Annotated in this window: 20 protein-coding genes; 15 read left to right on the top strand and 5 right to left on the bottom strand. The window is 57.0% G+C overall.

The window, feature by feature from the left end:
* Positions 1-14: 14 nt before the first annotated feature.
* The 3 genes from glpK to U9R25_14545 all read left to right on the top strand — a co-directional run bounded on the left by glpK (position 15) and on the right by U9R25_14545 (position 2,793).
* Positions 15-1,508, top strand: coding sequence for a glycerol kinase GlpK (gene glpK / locus U9R25_14555; GenBank protein MEA3337128.1), 1,494 nt, complete (start codon positions 15-17; stop codon positions 1,506-1,508).
* 180 nt (positions 1,509-1,688) lie between these two features.
* Entirely contained in the window at positions 1,689-2,333 is a 645-nt protein-coding gene (locus U9R25_14550) for a corrinoid protein (GenBank protein ID MEA3337127.1), read from the top strand.
* Entirely contained in the window at positions 2,326-2,793 is a 468-nt protein-coding gene (locus tag U9R25_14545; protein MEA3337126.1) for a hypothetical protein, read from the top strand. Before U9R25_14550 ends, U9R25_14545 begins: the two co-directional genes overlap by 8 nt.
* 33 nt (positions 2,794-2,826) lie before the next feature.
* Here the strand turns inward: U9R25_14545 and U9R25_14540 are convergent, their stop codons facing one another.
* From U9R25_14540 to grpE, 4 genes are read right to left on the bottom strand one after another with little or no spacing between them, the layout of a single operon-like run.
* The gene (locus U9R25_14540) at positions 2,827-3,390 is read right to left on the bottom strand and encodes a pyridoxamine 5'-phosphate oxidase family protein (GenBank protein MEA3337125.1); all 564 of its coding nucleotides are present in this window, start codon (positions 3,388-3,390) and stop codon (positions 2,827-2,829) included.
* A gap of 19 nt (positions 3,391-3,409) precedes the next feature.
* Complete coding sequence (locus U9R25_14535) at positions 3,410-3,778, bottom strand: hypothetical protein (GenBank protein ID MEA3337124.1); 369 nt, start codon at positions 3,776-3,778, stop codon at positions 3,410-3,412.
* The gene (locus U9R25_14530) at positions 3,771-4,766 is read right to left on the bottom strand and encodes a J domain-containing protein (protein ID MEA3337123.1); all 996 of its coding nucleotides are present in this window, start codon (positions 4,764-4,766) and stop codon (positions 3,771-3,773) included. Before U9R25_14530 ends, U9R25_14535 begins: the two co-directional genes overlap by 8 nt.
* Positions 4,767-4,822: 56 nt before the next feature.
* Entirely contained in the window at positions 4,823-5,665 is an 843-nt protein-coding gene (gene grpE, locus U9R25_14525; protein MEA3337122.1) for a nucleotide exchange factor GrpE, read from the bottom strand.
* A gap of 518 nt (positions 5,666-6,183) precedes the next feature.
* Between grpE and thrC the strand changes: the two genes are divergently transcribed.
* Positions 6,184-7,512, top strand: a complete 1,329-nt coding sequence (gene thrC / locus U9R25_14520; protein MEA3337121.1) for a threonine synthase — start codon at positions 6,184-6,186, stop codon at positions 7,510-7,512.
* Between the two features lie 57 nt (positions 7,513-7,569).
* Here the strand turns inward: thrC and rsgA are convergent, their stop codons facing one another.
* Positions 7,570-8,526 (bottom strand): ribosome small subunit-dependent GTPase A, encoded by a 957-nt coding sequence (rsgA, locus tag U9R25_14515; GenBank protein ID MEA3337120.1) that lies wholly within the window; start codon positions 8,524-8,526, stop codon positions 7,570-7,572.
* Positions 8,527-8,755: 229 nt separating this feature from the next.
* Between rsgA and U9R25_14510 the strand changes: the two genes are divergently transcribed.
* The 11 genes from U9R25_14510 to U9R25_14460 form a co-directional block, all read left to right on the top strand.
* Positions 8,756-9,196 (top strand): hypothetical protein, encoded by a 441-nt coding sequence (locus U9R25_14510; GenBank protein MEA3337119.1) that lies wholly within the window; start codon positions 8,756-8,758, stop codon positions 9,194-9,196.
* A gap of 50 nt (positions 9,197-9,246) precedes the next feature.
* Positions 9,247-10,455, top strand: coding sequence for a hypothetical protein (locus tag U9R25_14505; protein MEA3337118.1), 1,209 nt, complete (start codon positions 9,247-9,249; stop codon positions 10,453-10,455).
* A gap of 233 nt (positions 10,456-10,688) precedes the next feature.
* A complete protein-coding gene (gene argC, locus U9R25_14500; GenBank protein MEA3337117.1) occupies positions 10,689-11,726 on the top strand; it encodes an N-acetyl-gamma-glutamyl-phosphate reductase in 1,038 nt (345 codons plus the stop codon).
* Positions 11,727-11,833: 107 nt separating this feature from the next.
* On the top strand, positions 11,834-12,619 hold the full coding sequence (gene argB, locus U9R25_14495; protein ID MEA3337116.1) for an acetylglutamate kinase: 786 nt from the start codon (positions 11,834-11,836) through the stop codon (positions 12,617-12,619).
* A 56-nt stretch (positions 12,620-12,675) separates the two neighbouring features.
* Positions 12,676-13,860 (top strand): acetylornithine/succinylornithine family transaminase, encoded by a 1,185-nt coding sequence (locus tag U9R25_14490; protein MEA3337115.1) that lies wholly within the window; start codon positions 12,676-12,678, stop codon positions 13,858-13,860.
* Positions 13,861-13,885: 25 nt separating this feature from the next.
* A complete protein-coding gene (locus U9R25_14485; protein ID MEA3337114.1) occupies positions 13,886-14,446 on the top strand; it encodes an N-acetyltransferase in 561 nt (186 codons plus the stop codon).
* 127 nt (positions 14,447-14,573) lie between these two features.
* Positions 14,574-15,881, top strand: a complete 1,308-nt coding sequence (locus U9R25_14480; protein MEA3337113.1) for an AI-2E family transporter — start codon at positions 14,574-14,576, stop codon at positions 15,879-15,881.
* 151 nt (positions 15,882-16,032) lie between these two features.
* Positions 16,033-17,295, top strand: coding sequence for an argininosuccinate synthase (locus U9R25_14475; protein ID MEA3337112.1), 1,263 nt, complete (start codon positions 16,033-16,035; stop codon positions 17,293-17,295).
* Between the two features lie 126 nt (positions 17,296-17,421).
* The gene (locus U9R25_14470; protein MEA3337111.1) at positions 17,422-18,966 is read left to right on the top strand and encodes an LUD domain-containing protein; all 1,545 of its coding nucleotides are present in this window, start codon (positions 17,422-17,424) and stop codon (positions 18,964-18,966) included.
* Positions 18,963-19,676 (top strand): LUD domain-containing protein, encoded by a 714-nt coding sequence (locus U9R25_14465; protein MEA3337110.1) that lies wholly within the window; start codon positions 18,963-18,965, stop codon positions 19,674-19,676. The genes U9R25_14470 and U9R25_14465 overlap by 4 nt, the downstream gene beginning before the upstream one ends.
* A gap of 106 nt (positions 19,677-19,782) precedes the next feature.
* Positions 19,783-21,035: hypothetical protein (locus U9R25_14460; protein ID MEA3337109.1), on the top strand; the 1,253-nt coding region annotated here is incomplete at its 3' end.

Below are 21,035 nucleotides of genomic sequence, written 5' to 3'. Positions count from 1 at the left end.
CAGGAGTTCCAAACATGGCCAACTATGTAGGTGCCGTCGATCAGGGTACGACCAGCACCCGATTCATGATCTTCGACCATGGTGGCGGTGTTGTCGGCAACCACCAGCTTGAGCACGAACAGATTTTGCCCAAGCCGGGTTGGCTCGAGCACGATGCCATGGAGGTCTGGCAGCGCACCCAGGAGGTCATCGCGGTTGCCATGGACATGGCCGGGATCGACAGCGGTGACTTGGCGGCTATTGGCATCACCAACCAGCGCGAGACGACCCTTGTATGGGATAAAAACACCGGCAAGCCCTTCTACAACGCTGTTGTCTGGCAGGATACGCGCACCGACCATATCTGTGGCCAGTTGGCGAGCGAGGGTGGCCAGGATCGCTTTCGGGCAACGGTTGGCCTGCCGCTGTCCACCTATTTCGCCGGCCCCAAGATCAAGTGGATTCTGGAAAACGTCGAAGGTGTGCGTGAGGCCGCTGCAAAAGGGGAGGCCATTTTCGGCACCATGGACACCTGGTTGATCTGGAACATGACTGGCGGTCCCGGTCGTGGTGCTCATATTACCGACGTGACCAACGCCAGCCGGACCATGCTCATGGATCTGAAGACCCTGACCTGGGACGATGAGATACTGGCGGTTATGGATATTCCCAGGCGTATGTTGCCGGAGATTCGACCATCCAGCGATCCCGATATCTACGGGTATTGGAACAATGTGCCGGTCTGCGGGGACCTGGGGGATCAACAGGCTGCTACCGTTGGACAAACCTGTTTTTGTCCTGGACAGGTCAAAAACACCTATGGCACCGGCTGTTTTATGATCATGAATACCGGGACCGACATTGTTCCCAGCGAGAGTGGTTTGCTGACAACTCTCTGCTATAAGTTCGGTGATGAGCCGACTGTTTACGCGTTGGAGGGCTCAATCGCCGTCACCGGTGCTCTCGTGCAGTGGCTCCGGGATAACCTCGACTTTTTCGATTTCTCTCATCATGTCGAGGATTATGCAAGAGAAGTGCCCGACAGCGGCGGGATCTACATCGTGCCGGCGTTTTCGGGTCTGTTTGCACCCTACTGGCAGTCTGACGCTCGTGGCGTGATTGTAGGGCTCACGCGCTTTATCAACAAGAACCACATTGCCCGCGCTGCCCTGGAAGCTACCGCCTACCAGACACGGGAGGTCCTGGACGCGATGGAAAAGGACTCTGGTGTCCAGGTCACCGCGCTTAAGGTTGATGGCGGGATGGTTTACAATGATACGCTGATGCAGTTTCAATCGGATATTCTGGATATGCCAGTGGTGCGGCCTGTCGTTGCTGAGACCACGGCCCTGGGCGCTGCCTACGCGGCCGGCTACGCTGTCGGTTTCTGGAAGAGCCTGGAAGAGATGACAGAAAACTGGCAGATCGACACTACGTGGCAACCCCGGATGGGTGGGGCGACCCGGGATAAATTGTACAGGGGGTGGCTAAAGGCTGTGCAGCGCACGATGAACTGGCTGGATGATTGAGAATCGTAAGTATTGTGCCTGTCTCCCACAGCCAGCCGTTGGCGCAGGCTGTACGCTGTGGCCCGCCGGTTGTCACGCCAACATGGTCAGCTGTTGCAAATGAGGTATAATAGCGGCGTCATTGATTTGCCCAATCACCCACCGACGCCTGTGAAACTCTTCCAATGAAAGGACCAGATTATGTCCGAAGAAATCCTCGACCAACTTTACGATTGCATCATCGATGGTGATGCCCAGGGCGCTGCCGACAATGTTCAGGCGGCCCTGGATGCTGGAATCGGTCCGGCAGAGATTCTCAACGACGGCATGGTTGCCGCCATGACCGAGGTTGGGCGCATGTTCGAGAACCAGGAGTGTTTTGTGCCTGAGATGTTGATCTCCGCCCGTGCCATGAAGCAGGGCATGACCGTCTTGCGGCCTCACCTGGTGGCTGCCGACATCCAACCGGTGGGCAAGGCAGTTATCGGAACCGTTCGCGGTGACCTGCACGACATTGGCAAAAACCTGGTGATCATGATGTTGGAAGGTGCCGGTTTCGAGGTCGTTGACCTGGGCGTCGATATGTCACCGGAAGCCTTTGTGAAGGCTGTCGAAGAGCACCAACCGCAGATCGTCGGCATGAGTGCGTTGCTCACGACCACCATGACCAGCATGAGAGCCACCGTCGAAGCCCTGGAAGAGGCGGGTGTACGTGACCAGGTTGCCATCATGGTGGGCGGCGCTCCTGTCACCGATGGCTTTGCCGAGGAGATTCAAGCGGACCTGTTTGCGCCCGACGCGTCTTCCGCTGCCAAGCGAGCAAGGGCCTGGGTAGAGAATGCCTGAGCCCCCGGCGTCGGGCTTTTTCTCCAATCTGACTTCTCAATCCAGCGCGGCCGCCCAATCGGCAACGATCCAGGCGACCGAGCTGAGTCGTGCTTATGCGGCCCACGATCCGAACCGCTGTGCCATTCATCATTACAACCTCAGTAACCACCTGGAATTCGCCGGCGCCAGGCCGGAAGTCTATCTGGCCCATCGGCTGGCGGCTGCCGTGATCGCCTTTCAGACCGGATCGCAGATGATGTTTCAGGCCATTGGGGCGCTGGCTGCCGGCGCAATGGCCCAGCCAGTCAAATGGCAGGTGTTGCCCGGGTCCTTTCCAGAGCTGTGTGCTGCAGTTGCGGCTGTGGACGGGGTGGATCTGATGGCTCTGGTCGATGACCTGAGCGTTGGCGGCGGGGCCAGTGGCGATGAAGCGATGCACGGGGTGATCGGTATGGCGAAAAGCATGTCATCGGGCTGAACCGAACTCGGGCCAAACCAGCCGTTGGGTGGCTCAGCCTGCCATTTCTCCGAACAGGAAGGCACCGGGAAAGCCAGTATCCGCAGCCTTACGTTTGCCCGTGATTCCCTCGATGTCGATCCGGATCACCGTAGTGCGGCTCAGTTCCTCTTCTATGATGGGCCGGTAATCGCGGCCAGGCTTCAGATGGGGGAAATACTTGTCCAGCAGGTGCTGCAGGCCATAGCTGGCTTCATCCCTGTCGGCGATGATGGTTGCCCGCCCGAACAGAGTAACACCTTCGTATTCAACACTGAACTCCAGCGCCACATCGGCGGGCAAAAGGCGGCCCATCGCTGCCACGTGGAAGCACACCCGGTTGTTGGCCTCGATATTGTCTCGCGTGCGGCCCGTGCGGGCAGTGTGTATGTAGATGCAGCGACTGGCTCCATCGTAGACAAAGAGATTGCTGTTGACGAAAGGCTGTCCATCACGTTCGGTGGCAAGGATTCCAAAGGGCGCCTCGCTCAAAAAACTCCCTATCCATGCATCATCCTCCACTGCACGGTCGGATCGCCGCATGTGGGTGGGTGGAAGCTGTGACGTATCTCTGGACATGTGGAATAACGGTGGGCAGCTATTCCCAGCTGCCTGCGAGACTCATTCGACGTCGCATCTGGTAGACCTGGCTCAACAGTTCTTGCTCGCGCTGCTCAAGCTCTTGTTCCAATTGGCCGATTTGCTGCCGCAGGTCGACGATCTGACTGCGCATGTTGAGCACTACCTCGACGGTATCGAAATCCAGCTCCAATATCTCGACCATATCTCGAATCCGAACCAGTTCCCGGACATTCAGAATGCTGTAGCAGTGCGTACCGGGAGCTTCTGACCGGACACGGACGAGTTCGTTCTGTTCACATTTTTCCACGAATTGCACGGACACGCCGGCGAGTTCGGCAGCCAAAATGCGGGTATAGCGGGGCTTGTCTACTTGCGGATCAGCCATTGTCGCCTCCTCGTCTTCGAGTTTGCTGCCACTGCTTGACAAGTTCAACCTCGGCATCACTCAATTTTTCAGGTAACCTGGTATCGATGGTGACGAAAAGATTTCCACGTTCATCGCGGTTTTTCAGCTTGGGCATGCCCAGGCCATTCAGACGGAACGTCTTGCCATTTGTCGTACCCTTGGGGATGGTCAACTGCACCGTTTTATCCATGGTTGGCACCTGGACGGAGCCTCCGAGAAGCAGTTCAAACAGGTCTACCGGAATCGTGATGTTCAGATCATCTCCGGTGCGATTGAACGTGTTATCTGGCAAGACCTCGATATTCAGGTAAAGGTCGCCGGCTCCGCCGCCACCGGCCCCCGATTCTCCCTGGCCGCGGAGTCGCACCTTGGATCCGGTGCGCACGCCCGGGGGGACCTTGGCTTCGATGACCCTGCCATCATCGTATTGAATCGAACGCGTTGTGCCGTTGAACGCTTCGTTCAGGCTAAGTTGGACCGGGACTGTACTGTCTCGGCCTTGTCGCGGGCGAGGCTGAAAACCACCTTCGGTCCGGGCGGTGCGATATCGGGCGTCCCCGCCGAACAGGGTTTCGAAAAAATCGGAGAAATCTGCCCCTTGCTGGTTGCCGAAAATCTGTTCGAACTCTTCTGGGGAAACAGTGCGTGTACCGCTTCGTTGCCCGCGTTGTCGTGCACCTGCACCAGCACCGGCCCACTGCTCCCAGTTGAAGTCCTGCGGTTGTCCACCCATCTGTTCATACTCGCGCCACCGGGCCCCAAACCGATCGTACTTGCCTCGCTTTTCCGGGTCGGACAGGACTTCGTAGGCCTCATTGGCTTCCTTGAAGCGTTCCTCGGATGCCTTGTCGCCCGGATTTACATCAGGATGGTAAGTGCGAGCCATCTTGCGATAGGCTTTTTTGATAGTGTCCTGGGTGGCGTTTTTGTCAACACCTAGAACCTGGTAATAGTCCTTGATATCCACGGGCACCTCTTTCCTCGACTAGGAAACGACCGAATCGGGTATATCTGCAAAAATCTTTATCCAGGTGTCACCAACACGCGGGCTGGACGCAATATGTCGTCACCGTATCGATATCCTTGTTGCTCCACAGCCGCTACGGTATCCGGGGCCAGGCCTGGCGCGGGCAACAAACCGATTGCTTCGTGGATCGTGGGATCAAATGGCTGGCCAACCGCATCGATCGCCTGTATCCCATTTTTTTCCAATACGTTGACAAACGTTCTGCGCGTCAACTCGACGCCCTCGCGAAGTGTGTCGGCGTCTGGCTGCTGTCCCGGAGTAAAATCGAGGGCCCGTTGCAGGTTGTCCAGCACCGGCAGCATTTCCAGAAGCATTGACCGTTTATCCTGTTCTGTCTGGTTGGCGAACAAACGCTCAAGCCGCCGACGGCTGTTGCGGTATTCCGCCTCCTGGTGGAGCAGTTCTTCCTGCAACTCGGCGATCCTGGTATCGGAGGCCTGGGCATCGGACTGCAACGTTTCTATGCTCTCCTCTGCCGTCAGCATTTCGGTCTTCAGGTCGTCGATTTCCTGATCCTTCTCTTCCGGTTGCTCCCGGGCTTCGACTACTGCGGCCCTTAATTCACGCGCCCGGGCCTCCCAGTCTGCAGACTGTTGCCGGGCCTGTTCGACCAGCTGTTTGCAATAGTTGGTTTTTTCCTCATAGTCACTGGCTCTTTCCTGAGCCTTCTTCGCCGCAGTTTCCCATTCCCTGGCCGCGGTTTCCCACTGTTTCGCCTGTTGTTTTACTTCCTCAAAGGCGTTCTCGATCTGCTTCAGTTGACTTGCCGTCAACGTTCGTGTGGGTTCGCCCTGGGCGCGCTGACGGCGAAGGTAGTCATCATAGTCGGATCTTCTCATGGCCAGCTTCCTTGTATTCCTTGCTTGTACTCAATTGATTTCCTGACCTGGACAAGTCAGAACCTGGAACTTCGACACCGCCCCTCGACGGTTCGACCTGGCTCACCGCCACGCTACGCCAGCAGGCGGGCCGAGAGGTCGGCGTGCCGGGAGGCAGCAAGCGGTGCGTGAGCTAGCCGATGTGAGAGCTAGCAAGCGCTCCGTGAGGAGGCGGTTCGACTGAGCTCGCCGAAGTCAAGTTCGGGACGTTGCTCAGGACAGCGCTGCAGTTCATTTCCGCGTTTTCCTCAAGACTCTACGGAGGAACGCTGATTACGCAGACCTCCGGCGCAGAGGTCGCTGATCTTCTCTTGATTCATATTGTAGTGTAGGTCTGCTGCTATGACAAGAATGATACATTCGAAGAAGCAGAAGAAGTTCCCTTTGACACCGCTTGCGAACGGTGCTAGACTGCTTCTATCCCTTAAAGATCTACCTATTGGCCGGATCCCCCAATGCTGATTTAGGAGCGGCATGGCATGGCATACTCAGCCTGTTTTCAGTGTGTGCGCGGCTGTGAAGGACGTTGGTCGCTCTATGAGGTAATCTACCGCTGCCCCCAATGTGGTGGCCTTCTTGAGGTAATCCACGATGTGAACGCGCTCAGGGATCGCAGTCCGATCGCCTGGATGCGGTTGATGGACCAGCGGGTAGGCACCACGCAATGGCCCTATGGCAGTGGTGTATGGGGAAAACAGGAGTGGGTAGTCCCCGACATTCACGAGGAGAATATCGTGTCAATGTTTGAGGGAAACTCCAACCTGTTCTGGGCAAATCGATTGGGCCAACAGCTGGGGGTTGAGGATCTCTGGGTCAAGATGTGTGGAAACAGCCATTCCGGCTCTTTCAAGGACCTCGGCATGACCGTGCTGGTCAGCGTTGTGAACCAGATGATTCGCAGCGGAAATAGTCCGGTTAAGGCTGTCGCCTGTGCCAGCACCGGTGATACCTCTGCAGCCCTGGCTGCCTACGGTGCCGCGGCCGGTATTCCCACCATCGTCTTTCTACCCCGCGGAAAGGTCAGTGCGGCACAGCTCATTCAACCTATCGCAAACGGCGCTCTGGTCCTGGCCCTGGATACCGACTTCGACGGTTGTATGCGAATAGTCCAGCAGGTCACGGAGGACAACAGCATCTACCTGGCAAACAGCATGAACAGCCTGCGCATCGAAGGCCAGAAAACGGTGGGAATTGAGATCGTTCAGCAGTTTGATTGGGCAGTGCCTGACTGGATCATTATGCCCGTGGGAAATCTTGGGAACATCAGTGCATTGGGCAAAGGACTGCTTCTGCTGCGCGAGTTGGGGATCGTTTCCCGGTTGCCTCGTTTGGTCGCTGCCCAGGCGGCCAAGGCCAACCCTCTCTATCAAAGCTATCTTGGGGACTTTCGGGAGAAGGTCGCCGTAACGGCCCGGAAAACCCTGGCATCGGCAATCCAGATCGGGGATCCGGTCAGCTACGAGAAGGCCATCAAGGTCCTGCAGCAGTTCGACGGAATCGTGGAACAGGCCACAGAGCATGAATTGGCCAACGCTGCGGCCCGGGCCGACCTGACAGGCATGTACTGCTGTCCCCACACCGGAGTGGCGTTAGCTGTTCTGCACAAGCTGGTCGAACGGGGGGAGATAAAACGCCACGAACGGGTAGTGGTCATTTCGACAGCCCACGGGCTCAAGTTTACGCGGTTCAAGGTGGGCTATCATGAGGACACGCTGTCGGAAGTCGAGGCTATGGCAGCCAATCCCCCTGTCTACTTGCCTGCCGACGAGAAGATTGTGAGGCAGACGATCGAGCGACGGTTGGCTTGACAGCGCCCGGGCACGGTTGTTTGCCTGAAGCTCGAACCTGCCAGTCTGATCGCCCGATTACCCCTCCGTCTGCTCCTCCATTTGCTCGAAGAAGCGCTGGTAGCTGTCGTATCGTTCCTCGTCGATCTTTCCCCGCTCCACCGCATCCATAACGGCGCAACCTGGTTCGTGAGTATGAAAACAATCGCTGTATTGGCAGTCGTTGAGGAAGGGGCGAAACTCCCGATAGCACCAATCCAGGTCCTTGTCCATATCCCAGGGAACAAGCTGGCGAATACCGGCGGTGTCTGCGATGAAGCCGCCGAAACCGAGCGGCAGAAGAACCGTTTCAACCGTTGTATGCACCCCTTTTCCACTCCACTGGCTGATGTCAGTTACCTTCCGCCTGAAATCAGGTTCAATGGCGTTGATCAGGCTGGACTTGCCTGTACCAGAGGGTCCACTGAGTACACTGATCTTATCGGTCAGTGCTTCCTTCAGCTCATCGAGGCTATCCCCTCTGACGGCGCTGGTACGCAGTACTGGATAGCCGATCTTTTCATAGATGAGGAGGGTCTTGTCGATTTCCCGATCAACCAGCAGATCCACCTTGTTGAAGCACAGGATGGTGGGAAGCTCCGCAGCCTCGGCAATGGCAAGAAAACGATCAATCAGGCGGGGATTGGGATCAGGCTCGTGGCAAGAGAAGACAAAGACAGCCTGGTCGGGGTTGGCCAGGATGATCTGTTCCCGGGGCGGCCATCCACGGGCTCTTCGCGAGAAGACTCGCGTTCGCGGAAGAACTTCTTCCACAACGCCGCGCCTGGATGCGAAAACATCGATACGTACTTGATCGCCAACCGCGATGGGGTTGGCCGTTAAGCGTCCCTCGCTCGACCGTTTGAGGCGGCCGCGAATCCGGCATTCAACCTCGCCGTTTGACGTCAGAACGGTGTAGTGTCCTGCCTTTGCTTGCACGACGGTGCCCATCGCGCTGTAGGTGGACGGCTTCTCAATCTGTGTGGCTGGAGACATTCAGGTTTAATTTCCCGGCATCGATTTGAAGGAAACTCCCGGCTGATGTATACTGTCGATTGCCCCGGAATGGGGCCTGCTGGCAGCGAAGGCCTGTCAAAATCAGAAAGTTCAGGATTGAGTAATCACCGCTACGATTATACAGAACGCATCGCCACGACGCAATTCCTGGGTTGGACCCGATTTTCGGTTGGCATGTTGAGCAAAAAAGCCTGGCCTGAAACAAGAGATGAATACGCAAGCACAGATCTTTCGAACTAGCTGGGGCTTTCGGCTGTTATACCTGGTTCCCCTGCTCCTTGTGCTGCTGGCTCTGGTCACCCAGGTGAAAAGTCCAGCTCAGTATGGCTGGCTCCTTGTGCTGTTGGCCATTGTGTTTTCAGTGATGACGGTGCCGCGCGCGCTGACGAAAGTCATCGTAGACGATGAGAGTCTTGTGGTAAATACGCCGCTGCGAAAGTCCACCGTGATTTACCTCCGGCAACTGGTTTCCGTTGAGCGCTCGCCGCGGGTGGGTCATGCCTTGCTTTTGAGATATCATCCCATGGACGAGCGGGGACGACTGGATATCGCTAACCAGGAATTCAAGGGCCTGCCGCCCCTGGAGCAACAGGAGCAATTGCTTGACCTGTTGAAGGGTGCTGTTGGCGAAGATGGCATTGTGGGATGAGTCCTGCCATTTCCTGCGTCGTGTGAGTCAGAGTAATTCTGGGAGTTGCCATGGCATCATGGACTAGTGTTGGACACATCTGGAAGATGTTGGGGGAGATTGATCTGATGTCGCTGCGCGATGAGGCGTTGCTCCTGCCGCGTCTGGCTCTCCTGGGCCCGCCCGACAAGGTAGCTGCATTGCAGGCTATGCTTCAACAAGGTCCCCACGCGATAGGACAACCAATCACGGCTGCGCCTGTGTACCGGTTGGATCCGGCCCGGGACGAGATTTCTACCCTTGCCCGGTACGACCTGGTGCTGGTTCTGTTTGACAGCCTTGATCAGTTGCGCACCTCCACCATGACTGACCTTGTGGCTCAGTCGCCGAATACGCTGTTGGTACTGGATAAACCCCATATCCTTGCCCAACAGGTGCTGGCAGCTGCCGGCTTTGGTGTTGAAGATTCGATTCCGCTCGCTCAGAGTTTTGTGGTCTGTGCTCTGGATGATCCGGATGAGGTTGAGGAAATCCTGTATCCCCGAATCGTGGCGGCATTCCCCGATCGAGAGGTTGCGCTCGCTCGCGCCTATCCGGCGCTGAGACCGGTAGTGGCCAAAAAGCTGGTCAACGATACCTCGGTAACCAATGCTGCCTACTCCTTTGGCACAGGCATTGGTGAACTGGTTCCCGGCCTGTTGATTCCTCTAACGGTCGCCGATAGCATCGTTCTCACCAAGAATCAGCTATTGCTGGCTTACAAGATCGGCCTTCTGATGGGCGAAACCGGTACCGCCAGGGAGGTGATTCCCCAACTGGCAGCGGTGGTAGGATTCGGATTCATCTGGCGACAGATGGCGCGCTCGCTGGTGGGCTTGCTGCCTGGAATCGGCCTCGTACCCAAAGTTGGCATTGCCTACGCCGGAACCTACGCCATCGGCCAGATGGTCTACCAGTGGTATGTCACCGGCGTAAGGATGGAAGGGGATGCGCTGCGGGAGGTCTTCGCCGAGGCAGTAGCGCGGGGCCGGGAATATTCAGCCGAACTAGTGAACAGCGTCCGCCAGGAAGGCTCCGAGCAGACGACCACAGGACGCATCGCGCGTGCCATTCCCAGGATAGTTCCCTTACGGCTTCGGCGCCCCACCGTGAGGTCGCCTGACAGAAAACGAGGGAGATCCACGACGGTGGACGATGAGCCGGATGCGTCGTCTGACGGTCCAGAGGGCTTCAATGAGCCGATGGAGGCCGATTTCACCCTGCAGGAAGATCAGGATTAGGCCATTCTCACCCAGCCGATGTATGCTCTCCCCCGGTCGCGCGGCGTTTGACAGCCCTGTAATTCTATGCTATAACCCCGAGCAACAATCATGAACACAACTTTGTACTTCCCCAGGAGGCCTGATGTCATGACCCGGACGTAAGTCTGGATGGTTGGCATGGGCCGGTTTTCAAGGTTGATGACTGCGGCTGAGCTCTCCAGATGGAGAGCTTTTTTTGTTGGAGGAATTGCATGATACGAGCAGGTGTCATCGGTGCGACAGGCTATACAGGCATCGAACTGGTCAAACTGTTGCGGGGCCACCCTGAAGTGGAACTTGCCTGGCTGACCTCGGAAAGTTACGCTGGTCGGACACTTTCCCAGGTCTATCCCTGTTCCTGGCACGATCCACTGTTACCGCTGGCAAGGGCACCCCTGACCAAAGCCGACCTGGTCTTTGTTTGTCTTCCCCATGCAGCTTCCATGAAGGCAGTCGCGACCGTGCGCAAGGCAGGTGTCAAGGCGATCGATCTCAGCGCCGATTTTCGCCTGCGCGACCCTATGGCCTATGAGCACTGGTATGCAACGCCACACACCGAGAAAGATCTGTTGGCCGAGGCGGTCTATGGTCTGCCTGAACTTTACCGGGATAAGATCGCTGGCAGCGAGCTGGTGGCCAATCCTGGCTGTTATCCGACCAGTGTCATTCTGGCGCTATGGCCCCTGGCTCAATTGGGTTGGCTCTCGGGGCAAGTGATCGTGGATAGCAAATCGGGCGTCAGTGGTGCCGGGCGGAAACCTAAGTTAATGACCAGCTTCGTCGAGGCCAACGAAAACCTGTCGCCCTATAGCATCGGTTACGCCCACCGGCACATTGCAGAGATGGAACAGGAACTCTCCTTTGGCGGTGGTATGAGCCAGGTCCTATCCACCGCTTCAGGCAAGCCGCGGTTTATTTTCTCTCCCCACCTGGTCCCGGTGAGCCGCGGTATCCTGTCGACGATCTATCTGACTCTGCCAGAAGGTGTCGGCGAGGCCGATCTGTTCTTTGCCTTTGGGGTAGCCTATGAAACGGAACCCTTCGTGCAGGTGCTGCCTGGCATTGAGCCTGCTACTATGAAGCATTCGGCCGGATCCAACCGGTGTGTCATCGGGCTTACTCCGGTGCCTGGTACCCGAACTCTGATCATTACCAGCAGCATCGACAATCTGCTCAAAGGGGCCGCTGGACAGGCGTTGCAAAACATGAATGTTGTATTTGGTCTGGACGAGACGCTGGGGCTGCCATGATCCAGTGCCTGGCGCATCGGCCAACTTGTCTACGGTATGGTTTGAAGCGCCTGAATCCGCTGAAACCTCGTGTGGCTGTATGAATGCAAAACCACAAGGATCTCTCCATGAACACCTGTGATACAATTGGTCAAGTCATCGTTGTGAAGGTCGGCGGAAACGAGATAGACGACGACAGCTTTTTGGCTGAACTCGTTGCAGCAGTCAAGGCTATCAGTGAACAGTCCAACGTCGTTGTCGTTCATGGCGGCGGCAAGGAGATTGCCGACCTGCATGGCCGCCTGGGCGTTCCCTTTGACTTTGTCGAGGGCTTGCGAGTCACCAGTTTTGACAGTCTGCGCCTGGTCAAGATGGTCTTGAGCGGGGCTGTCAATACCCGGGTGACCCGCTGGCTGGTCAACGGCGGCGTTAACGCTCTGGGCTTGAGCGGCGTTGACCTGGGCCTGATCCGGGTGCAGCCCCTTCGGCCCAGAGGCGTTGATATCGGTTATGTTGGAAAGGTTGTTGAGGTGCGGGTCGAAAAACTGTGGGCACTGCTGGATGCCGGGATCGTGCCGGTGGTCTCTCCCCTGTCCCTGGGGGTTGACGGGCAGTCCTACAATGTCAATGCCGATCAGGTGGCCGCTGCCCTTGCGGCATCCCTTGAAGCCGAGCAGCTGGTCTTTGTAAGCAACGTGCCGGGTGTCATGCTGGATAGTTGGGATTCGATGCCAGTGTCCGAACTGACCGCGCAGCAAGTAGAAGGCCACGTGGCCGAGGGTCGTATCAATGGTGGCATGGTGCCCAAGGTGCGCTCGGCTTCCGAAGCCGTTATGAACGGTGTGCATCAGGCTGTGATCACCGATATCGCTGGCTTACGAAGCGGCCGCGGCACCGCCGTCGTTGTTGGATAGCCGCTTACCCCGCTGCCGCGGGACTGCGTAACGATGTGGCAAGGAGTGAAGGATTGATGGAAAGCCAAACTGTGATCGATCTGGAAAAGAACTATGTCCTGCAGGTATACGCTCGCCCCGACTTCGTGTTGGAGCGAGGGGAAGGTTGTCGAGTCTTCGACTCGGCAGGCAAGGAGTATCTCGATTGCGTTGCCGGCATTGCTGTGAATTCCCTGGGATATGGGGACCCAGCGAGCCTGGCGGCGTTGACCGAACAGGCGGGAAAGCTATGGCACGTCAGCAACCTGTATCACACCGCTCCCCAGGCCCGGCTGGCGAAGTTGCTGTGCGAAACCAGCTTTGCCGACAAGGTGCATTACGCCAATTGCGGCGCCAGCGCCAACGAGGGTGCTTTCAAGTTCGCACGCCGTTATGCCCGCGAACAGCACGGCAAGGATAAATCCACAATTGTCGCCTTTAGCGGTGGTTTCCATGGCCGCCTTTTCGGTTCCCTGGCAGCCACCGATCGGCCCAGGTACCGGCAACCCTTTGAGCCCCTGATGCCCGGCGTTCGCTTTGCCCGCTTCAACGACCTGGCGTCCGCGGCAAGAGAGATCGACGACTCGATCTGCGCGGTGATCGTGGAACCTATACAGGGAGAGGCTGGTATTCTGCCAGCCGAAGCCAGTTTTCTGAAAGGACTCCGGGAGCTATGCGACACTCACGACTCCTTGCTGATATTCGATGAGGTTCAGTGTGGGCTGGGCCGCACCGGGCATCTGTGGGCATATCAGGGATACGGAGTTTCTCCCGATCTTCTCACAGTTGCCAAACCCCTGGCGGGAGGCCTGCCCATGGCGGCAATCCTTATGACCGACCAGGTCGCCGGCGCAATTCATGCCTTCGACCATGCCAGCACCTTTGCCGGCGGCCCTCTGGTGGCCGCGGTTGCTGAAGCGGTTGTCGGGCGCATCAGCCAGCCTGAGTTTCTGGCGGATGTTCGGGCGAAGGGCGCCTATTTTTTCGACCGTCTTTCTGAAATCAACAGCTCTCATATTGAAGGGATTCGAGGCCAGGGTTTGCTGATCGGAATCCAGTTGGATATCCCTGCTTCGACCGTCGTCGAAGCGGGGCACGAACAAGGCCTGTTGACTGTGGGTGCCGGCGCCAATGTGCTCCGTCTGGTACCCCCGCTGATTATTTCGCGAGAGGAGATCGACCTGGTGGTAGAGCGTCTTTCCACGGTCTTTTCACAGCTATGACGATTCGTTTTCAAGAGGTGTGTTTTTGAACGAAATCAACATCCGGCCTGCCATCGGGGCCGACGTTCCTGCCATATCCGAGCTGGTGAACAGCTTCGCTGCCCGCAATCGCATGTTACCCCGGAGCGAAGCTCAGGTGTCATCGGTACTTGCCGATTTCCTGATAGCCGAAGATGACAATACCATCATCGCTTGCGGATCGTTGGTTGCCTTGACTGTCGGGCTGGCCGAAATCCGTTCAGTGGCGGTCGCGGAGGCCTTTCAGGGCAATGGCCTGGGCGGCAGGCTCGTGGCCGCCCTGCTGGAATTGGCGCGCGAGCGTGAGCTCGACCACGTCTGCGCGCTCACCTTACGCCCCCGTCTCTTTCAGAGATCCGGCTTTCACGTGGTTGATCGCTGGACCCTGACCCCAAAGATCTGGAGCGAATGCGTTTATTGCCCCAAGTTTCACCGCTGCGATGAAGTTGCTGTCCTGATTCATCTGGAAGAACCAGGTCAGGCTATGGAACTATCCCCCCGGTGGACCACCCTGGCCCGGCGCGTGCCCTTGCCCGTCTTGCGTCGACTTGGTTCCCTGCTGCTGTAGACGCTGGTATATTGCGGTTGTCTGCGATATAATCGAATCGCTGCGGTTCAGCCAGAAAACGGTCTGGTTGCTCCCCCACAGCGGAATAGCAGTCGCTTAGGTGCTACAGAAGGGTACCTGCATTTCAATGTCCGAAAACGCCAACACCTGGACACGGGATACCAAACGGATCGTCGTTGTCGTGATACTGATCGGGGCAGTTCTCTTGCTCTATCTGGCCCGATCCATGCTGTCACTCCTGGCATTATCAGCCGTCCTGGCATACATTTTTCAACCCCTGGTGGGTCATCTCGAAGGTCGGATGCCTCGCGGTGTGGCTGCGGCGATATGCGTGCTCTTGATCGTGCTTCTGGCTGCCCTGGTCCCGGTCCTCGTAACGCCGTGGGTGATCGAAGGCGTTGCGGAAATTCTCAGTGCATTGGCCCAGATTCCCCGGCTTTTCGATCGGGAGGTGCCTGAGATAGCCGCGTTGATTCCCGATTTTGCGGTTGGTGGCTACGATGTCGATTTGGGAGATGCCCTGATTTCGCTGGAGCGAACCATCAGTCAGGCTATTCAGGAGGCATCTGTACCTTCCATAGGTGAGATCGTAGGCTATCTGGTGGAAAGTGCAAAGGCAGCAAAAGGGTTATTGGGCACTGCTGCCGTTGTGCTGACCGACGCGATGGCTCTTTTGTTCGGGGCTGCCCTGGGCGCGATATTGCTGCTCATGTTTACCTTTTACCTGACCAAGGATGGACCCAAGCTGCGTTCCTGGCTGAAGTCAATCGCACCGGAGGGCGCCTGGCCCGAGTGGGAAATTCTCTTTTTTCGGCTGCAAATAGTCTGGGACTCCTTTTTCCGGGGCCAGCTTGTTCTGTCGTTGACGGTAGGGGTTGTTACTTTCATTGTGGCATTGATTCTGGGCTTGCCTGCCGCTTTCGTACTTGGGCTGCTTGCCGGCGTTCTCGAGGTCGTGCCCAACCTGGGTCCCATCATGGCTGCCGTTCCTGCCGTGGTGCTGGCATTGATACAAGGTTCCACTCATTGGGATATCAATAACGCTGTATTTGCTCTGATTGTCATTGCAGCTTACGTGTTGATCCAACAGTTGGAGAACAACTTGCTTGTGCCGCGTATCATTGGAACCAGTCTTAATCTGCATCCGATGATCGTCCTGGTGGGGGTGATCGCCGGTACGGCAACAGGTGGAATCCTTGGTGCATTTTTGGCAGCGCCGACGTTAGCTTCAGTCAAGATATTCTTTGATTACGCTCATTCCAAACTGAACGATCGTCCCCCGTTTCCAGAAACAACTGGCATGGGGGAGGGAAGTCAGGTGCCTGTGTTAGCCGCACCAGATGCATCTGACGAGGGAGCCGTGGGACTGGAGGATTTTCCGGAGATCCTCACGCCTGGGGATGATGATCAGGGTGCGGAGGAGCCTGTAACCTGATGGAAACCCGCGACCTGTTGCTGATCGGCCTGGGAAACGTACATCGCCAGATCGATTTTGGCAGGACAGCCGAAGACTATGATCGGCACTCTACCGGATATTCGCCTTGATCTGCAAGGCTCCAGATAATTAAGCTCAAAGGAAAGCGCACATGACGAAACAAGAAATCGAAAAGGTCGTTCTCGCCTACTCGGGCGGCCTGGATACCTCTGTAATCGTGCCCTGGTTACGCAACAACTATGGCTGCGACGTGATTTGTTTCACAGCCAACCTGGGCCAGGATGAAGAGTTGGAGGGTCTTGAAGAAAAAGCGATAGCATCAGGCGCCAGTAAGATCTACATCGAGGACCTGCGCGAGGAATTCATTAGCGATTACCTCTATCCCATGATGCGCGCCGGTGCTGTTTACGAACGTAAATATCTCCTGGGTACCAGCGTGGCGCGGCCGCTGATCGCCAAGCGGATGGTGGAAATCGCTGAGTTGGAGGGCGCCGATGCCGTTTCCCACGGCTGTACAGGGAAGGGCAACGACCAGGTTCGTTTTGAGCTGACTGTGATGGCCTTGAATCCGCGCTTGCGCACCATTTCGCCCTGGAGAGAGTGGACGATTCGCAGTCGAGAGGATGCGCTGGACTATGCAGCCGAATATAACGTGCCTGTGGCCGCTTCCGAAAAGTCGATCTATAGCCGGGATCGCAATTTGTGGCATTTGAGCCACGAGGGTGGGCTTTTGGAAGATCCCTGGAATGAGCCGGAAGAGACTATGTTTCTCTGGAGCAAGAGCCCAGAGGATGCTCCCAACCGGCCGGAGGAGGTTACTATCGATTTCCAGTCAGGGTATCCCAAACGGTTGAATGGCGTTGCCATGGGACCGATCAGCCTGATGGACAATCTGAACGCGGTCGGCGCCAAACACGGGATCGGTCGGGTTGATCTGGTGGAGAATCGCCTGGTGGGCATGAAATCCCATGGTATCTACGAGACGCCTGGTGGCACCATTCTTTACGCGGCTCATCAAGCGCTGGAGGAACTGTGCCTGGACAAATCGACCTTGCACTTCAAGCTGCAGGTCGCATTGAAGTACGCTGAACTGACGTACAACGGGTTGTGGTTCACCCCATTGCGCAAGGCGTTGGATGCTTTCGTGGACGCTACTCAGGCCAATGTGACCGGCAGCGTGCGGCTCAAGCTTTACAAAGGCAATTGTCTTGTGGTTGGACGACGCTCACCCTATTCGCTCTATCGTGAGGACTTCGCTACTTTCGGCGACGAGGATGTGTACGATCAGCAGGATGCTGAGGGTTTTATCAAGCTCTACGGATTGCCCATGAAGGTCGAGGCGATGCTCGATATCGCTGGGGTTGGCGTAAGCAAATACCGGGCTCCCGATTACTCCAAGTTCAAACGGGACTGATCGTTCAGGAAGACGGTTTTTCCTCCTGTCTGAACTGTGGGCTGGCCCGCTCCCGCTGACCTGGCGCAATTATGCCGGGAGGATTGACTTTGGCCATGGACAGAGCCCGATTGGTGTCTTGGGACTATGACTACCGATTTCAAAAGACGTGCGAATGAAGCACTCGGCGATTCTTCCCTGCGCACCACTGTCGCACGGTCGACAACGCTGCTAAGGCGTCGCCGTCAGGAAGCCACTGCGAAAGGCACCTCCTTCGAGCAGTTGCAGTCGGCTGCTCGATCCATTCGGTCGCGCAATCTGGCCCATCTGCCCGATCTGCTGGCGCAATTGGAGGAGCAGGTGCTGGCCAACGGTGTTCAGGTATTCTGGGCCGAGGATGCCGCCGCCGCCAATCGGTACATCGTTGGGTTGGCAGAGCAGCATCGGGTAAGAACCGCGGTCAACAGCCAATCCTTTCTTAGTCGGGAGATGGGCCTTGCCAGCGCGCTGCAAGCCGTTGATGTTGCCTTGGTTGAAACCCAACTGGGCGATTATATCCTGCAACTGTCTGATGACCGGCCTTCTCATCGTGTATTTGGGGCTCTGCATTGGCGAAAGGAGGACGTCGCTGCGCTGTTTGAGAAGAAACTGGATATGCCAGAGACACTCAACGTGCAGGCGATGTCTGGTATGGTCTGCTTCAAGTTGCGGAAGGTGTTTGCGGAAGCCGATCTCAGTGTTGGCGCGCTGGATTTCAGCGTTGCCCAGACAGGCAGCCTGGTCACACTTTCGAACAGCGGGAACGACCGCTACGGTTATGCGCTGGCGCCGATTCACGTCGCAATCATGGGGATCGACCAGGTCGTTTCTTCCCTGGAGGATGTGAGTCTGTTGGCTCAAGTAAAAACGCGCAGCGCCTCGGGGCAGGCTATGCCAACCTACCTGAATCTGCTCCACAGGCCTTCCCGACCTGGTGACCCTGACGGTCCGGTCGAGGTTCATCTCGTGATTCTCGATAATGGGCGAGGAAATCTTATTCGGTGGGGTTATGGGGATGCCCTGGGCTGTATCGGTTGCGGTGCCTGCCTCAATGCCTGCCCGGTCTACCGTGAGGTTGGAGGCCGCGCCTATGGGGGAGGCGCCAGCGGGCCGATAGGTGCTGTGACACTGCCTCTGATGCCCATGTCGAGTAGCCCTGCCGGAGATGAGGCTGGTGATCAGAATGGAAGGCGATGGTTCCAATTCCCCGGCAAACAAGTTGATTGCCCAAACGTTTCGCAGTCTCTGGCGTCCGTGCTAGGGCAGACTCCATTTGCCGATTTGCCATTTGCCAGCACGCTGTGCGGCGCGTGTGCCGATGTCTGTCCCGTTGGGATCGATCTGCCTCAGCTCCTGATCAAATTGCGCAGCGATATCGACGGCACCGATCGTACCGTCAAAAACCAGCAGACCCGTCGCCTTTATGCCTGGGCAACGAAGGATAGTAACGGATACCGGTCGGCCACAAAATGGCTGACACGGCTGAGCCGACCCTTTGGTCGGGAGACCATTAGCCATCTACCCCCGCCATTTCATGCATGGGTTTCCGGTTCGGATCTGCCGGCCCCTGCCCAGCGTTCATTCAGGGAGCGATGGGCAGAGCGCACTCAGGATTCGGGGCAAGCTGTCGAAGCAATCGATGGCAGCCCATGATGGCGAGCTCGAAGGAGGTTATTTTGGGCCGGATTGCTCAAGAAGACCTGCGGCAAAGATCGCCCGCTGATAGGGGATACCCCGCTGTGACGCGCTATCATGACCATGAATCGTATGACCTGATCGAAACCTTCACAGCCGCTCTTGATCGGCTGGAAGTGACCTGGGAGATATCAGAGAGTCCTGCCATCGCTCGCCTGGGCTTGATGGTGGCGTTGCAGGAGGAGGGTGTGCAGCGGGTTCTTAGTTGGGATGCAGATCAGCTGCCGGTGAGCGGCCTGTTGGAAGCCTTGGATGTATTGGAAATTGAGGCGGTTGTTCCCGACTTGAGGGCCATTCGGGATGCGAGGCCGGCAGTCGCGGCGCGCGAACGCCGGGAACTGATAAGGGACCTGGAATCCATCCCTGTGGGCATTACCGGGGCCGATGCTGCCATCGCTTCAACCGGCACCCTGGTACTGGCCAGCGGTCCTGGACGATCCAGCCTGGTGAGCGAAATTCCCAGACGACACGTTGCTTTGGTACCTGTGCGCCTTCTGCACGCGACAATGCTGGATTGGGTTACTCAGGAGGATACCATTGGGATCTGTGATCGCAGCAATGTCACAATGATAACCGGTCCCAGCATGTCCCTGGATATCGAGCTTATCAGGACAATCGGTTTATTTGGTCCTCGCCTTATCCATGTGATATTGGTACATGGTACCTGATGATTTGCCCTTGACGCGGTGAAGTATTCTTGTGGCGCTACTGGCAGGATCGTGGTATACTATGCGCTGCGTCTTTCGTGGAAAATAGCAAGGAGCCACATTGCCCATGCGTCGTCCTTCACTTCACTTGCTTGCTCTGCTCCTCATCGGTTCCTGGCTGGTAGCCTGCACAACTGCTGACTCCTCCTCAGTATCCGATATTCCTTTGCAGACCCCACAACCCAGGGAATCAGCGTTTTCGTTCTCTGTTGATCCCGCGACCTTCGTCACAGCCGAGTATAGACGGACCGGGGGCGCTGATGGTGTGGACAACCATGCCCAGCTTTTTCTCGACGGTCATGTTATCCTGCAGCAGGGAGACGAGGAACCGGTTACCTTTTGGTTGACACCGGCTGAAATGGCTCACATTCGAGTCGCTTTCGATTCGGCCGACTTTCATCGCAGTGTGGCTGAACACGAGGCTCCGGATGAGCCAGCGGGAGAAGGCTACCGGTACAATATCACACGCCGGGACACATTACTGCGCTCGACGTTAGACACCGCAGAAGGTGCCGTGCCAGCATGGGCGCGGCCGATTGTACCCCTGTTTGATAATCTCCTGTTGAAGCCCCAGCCTGGGCGGGAAAACCGCCAGTCGGTTCAACAAACGGAGGGTGATGCGCCGCAAGCGCCTTCCAGCCCGGTAGTCATTGAATTCTACCGTGGCGGTGGTGACTCGCAGGCCGAAGAACGCGTTCTAGTGCATGTGGACAGAAAGTACAGCATCGCTCGAGATGGGGTGATCCAGGAAGGAGAACTGGACCGGGACCAAATGAAGGAACTGTTGTACCTTATGGAAGGTGCAGATCTTCGCGCAAACCGAGGTGAGTATCTTTCTGGCGGGCCTGCCTCTGACCAGACGCTCTATGCTTTGACCTATCGTACCTTGATGGGAGCTTACGATGTGACCACCACGGATGAGGATATGCCAGATTGGTTCCATCCCATCCTGGAGGGGATCGTGGGGCTGGTCGTCGCGCCCGACCAACTGGCACAAGCAGGACAATCATCCGATCGGGAAATCGCTGGTGAATCGCACGAGTCGGATACAAATCAAGTGGCAGTCCGCGCGAACGAAACGCCAGAAGAGCAGGAGGAACCGACCATACCTGCTGAGGCTACGCCGACCGTTTTGCCCACATCGACGCCAACGGAAAAACCAACAGCGACAGATGCGCCGGCTGCAACGGCAACCCCTTTGCCTGCCAACACGCCTGCGCCAGCGCCTACTGATACCGTCACACCCGAACCTGCCGACACGGCTACACCCGAACCTGCCGACACAGCTACACCCGAACCTGTCGACACGGCTACGCCTGA

Source organism: Chloroflexota bacterium (assembly GCA_034717495.1).
In the GTDB taxonomy this organism is placed as follows: Bacteria; Chloroflexota; Anaerolineae; order JAAEKA01; family JAAEKA01; genus JAYELL01.
The sequence above is the reverse complement of the archived record's forward strand: the minus strand, read 5'-3'. Positions and strand labels throughout refer to the sequence as shown.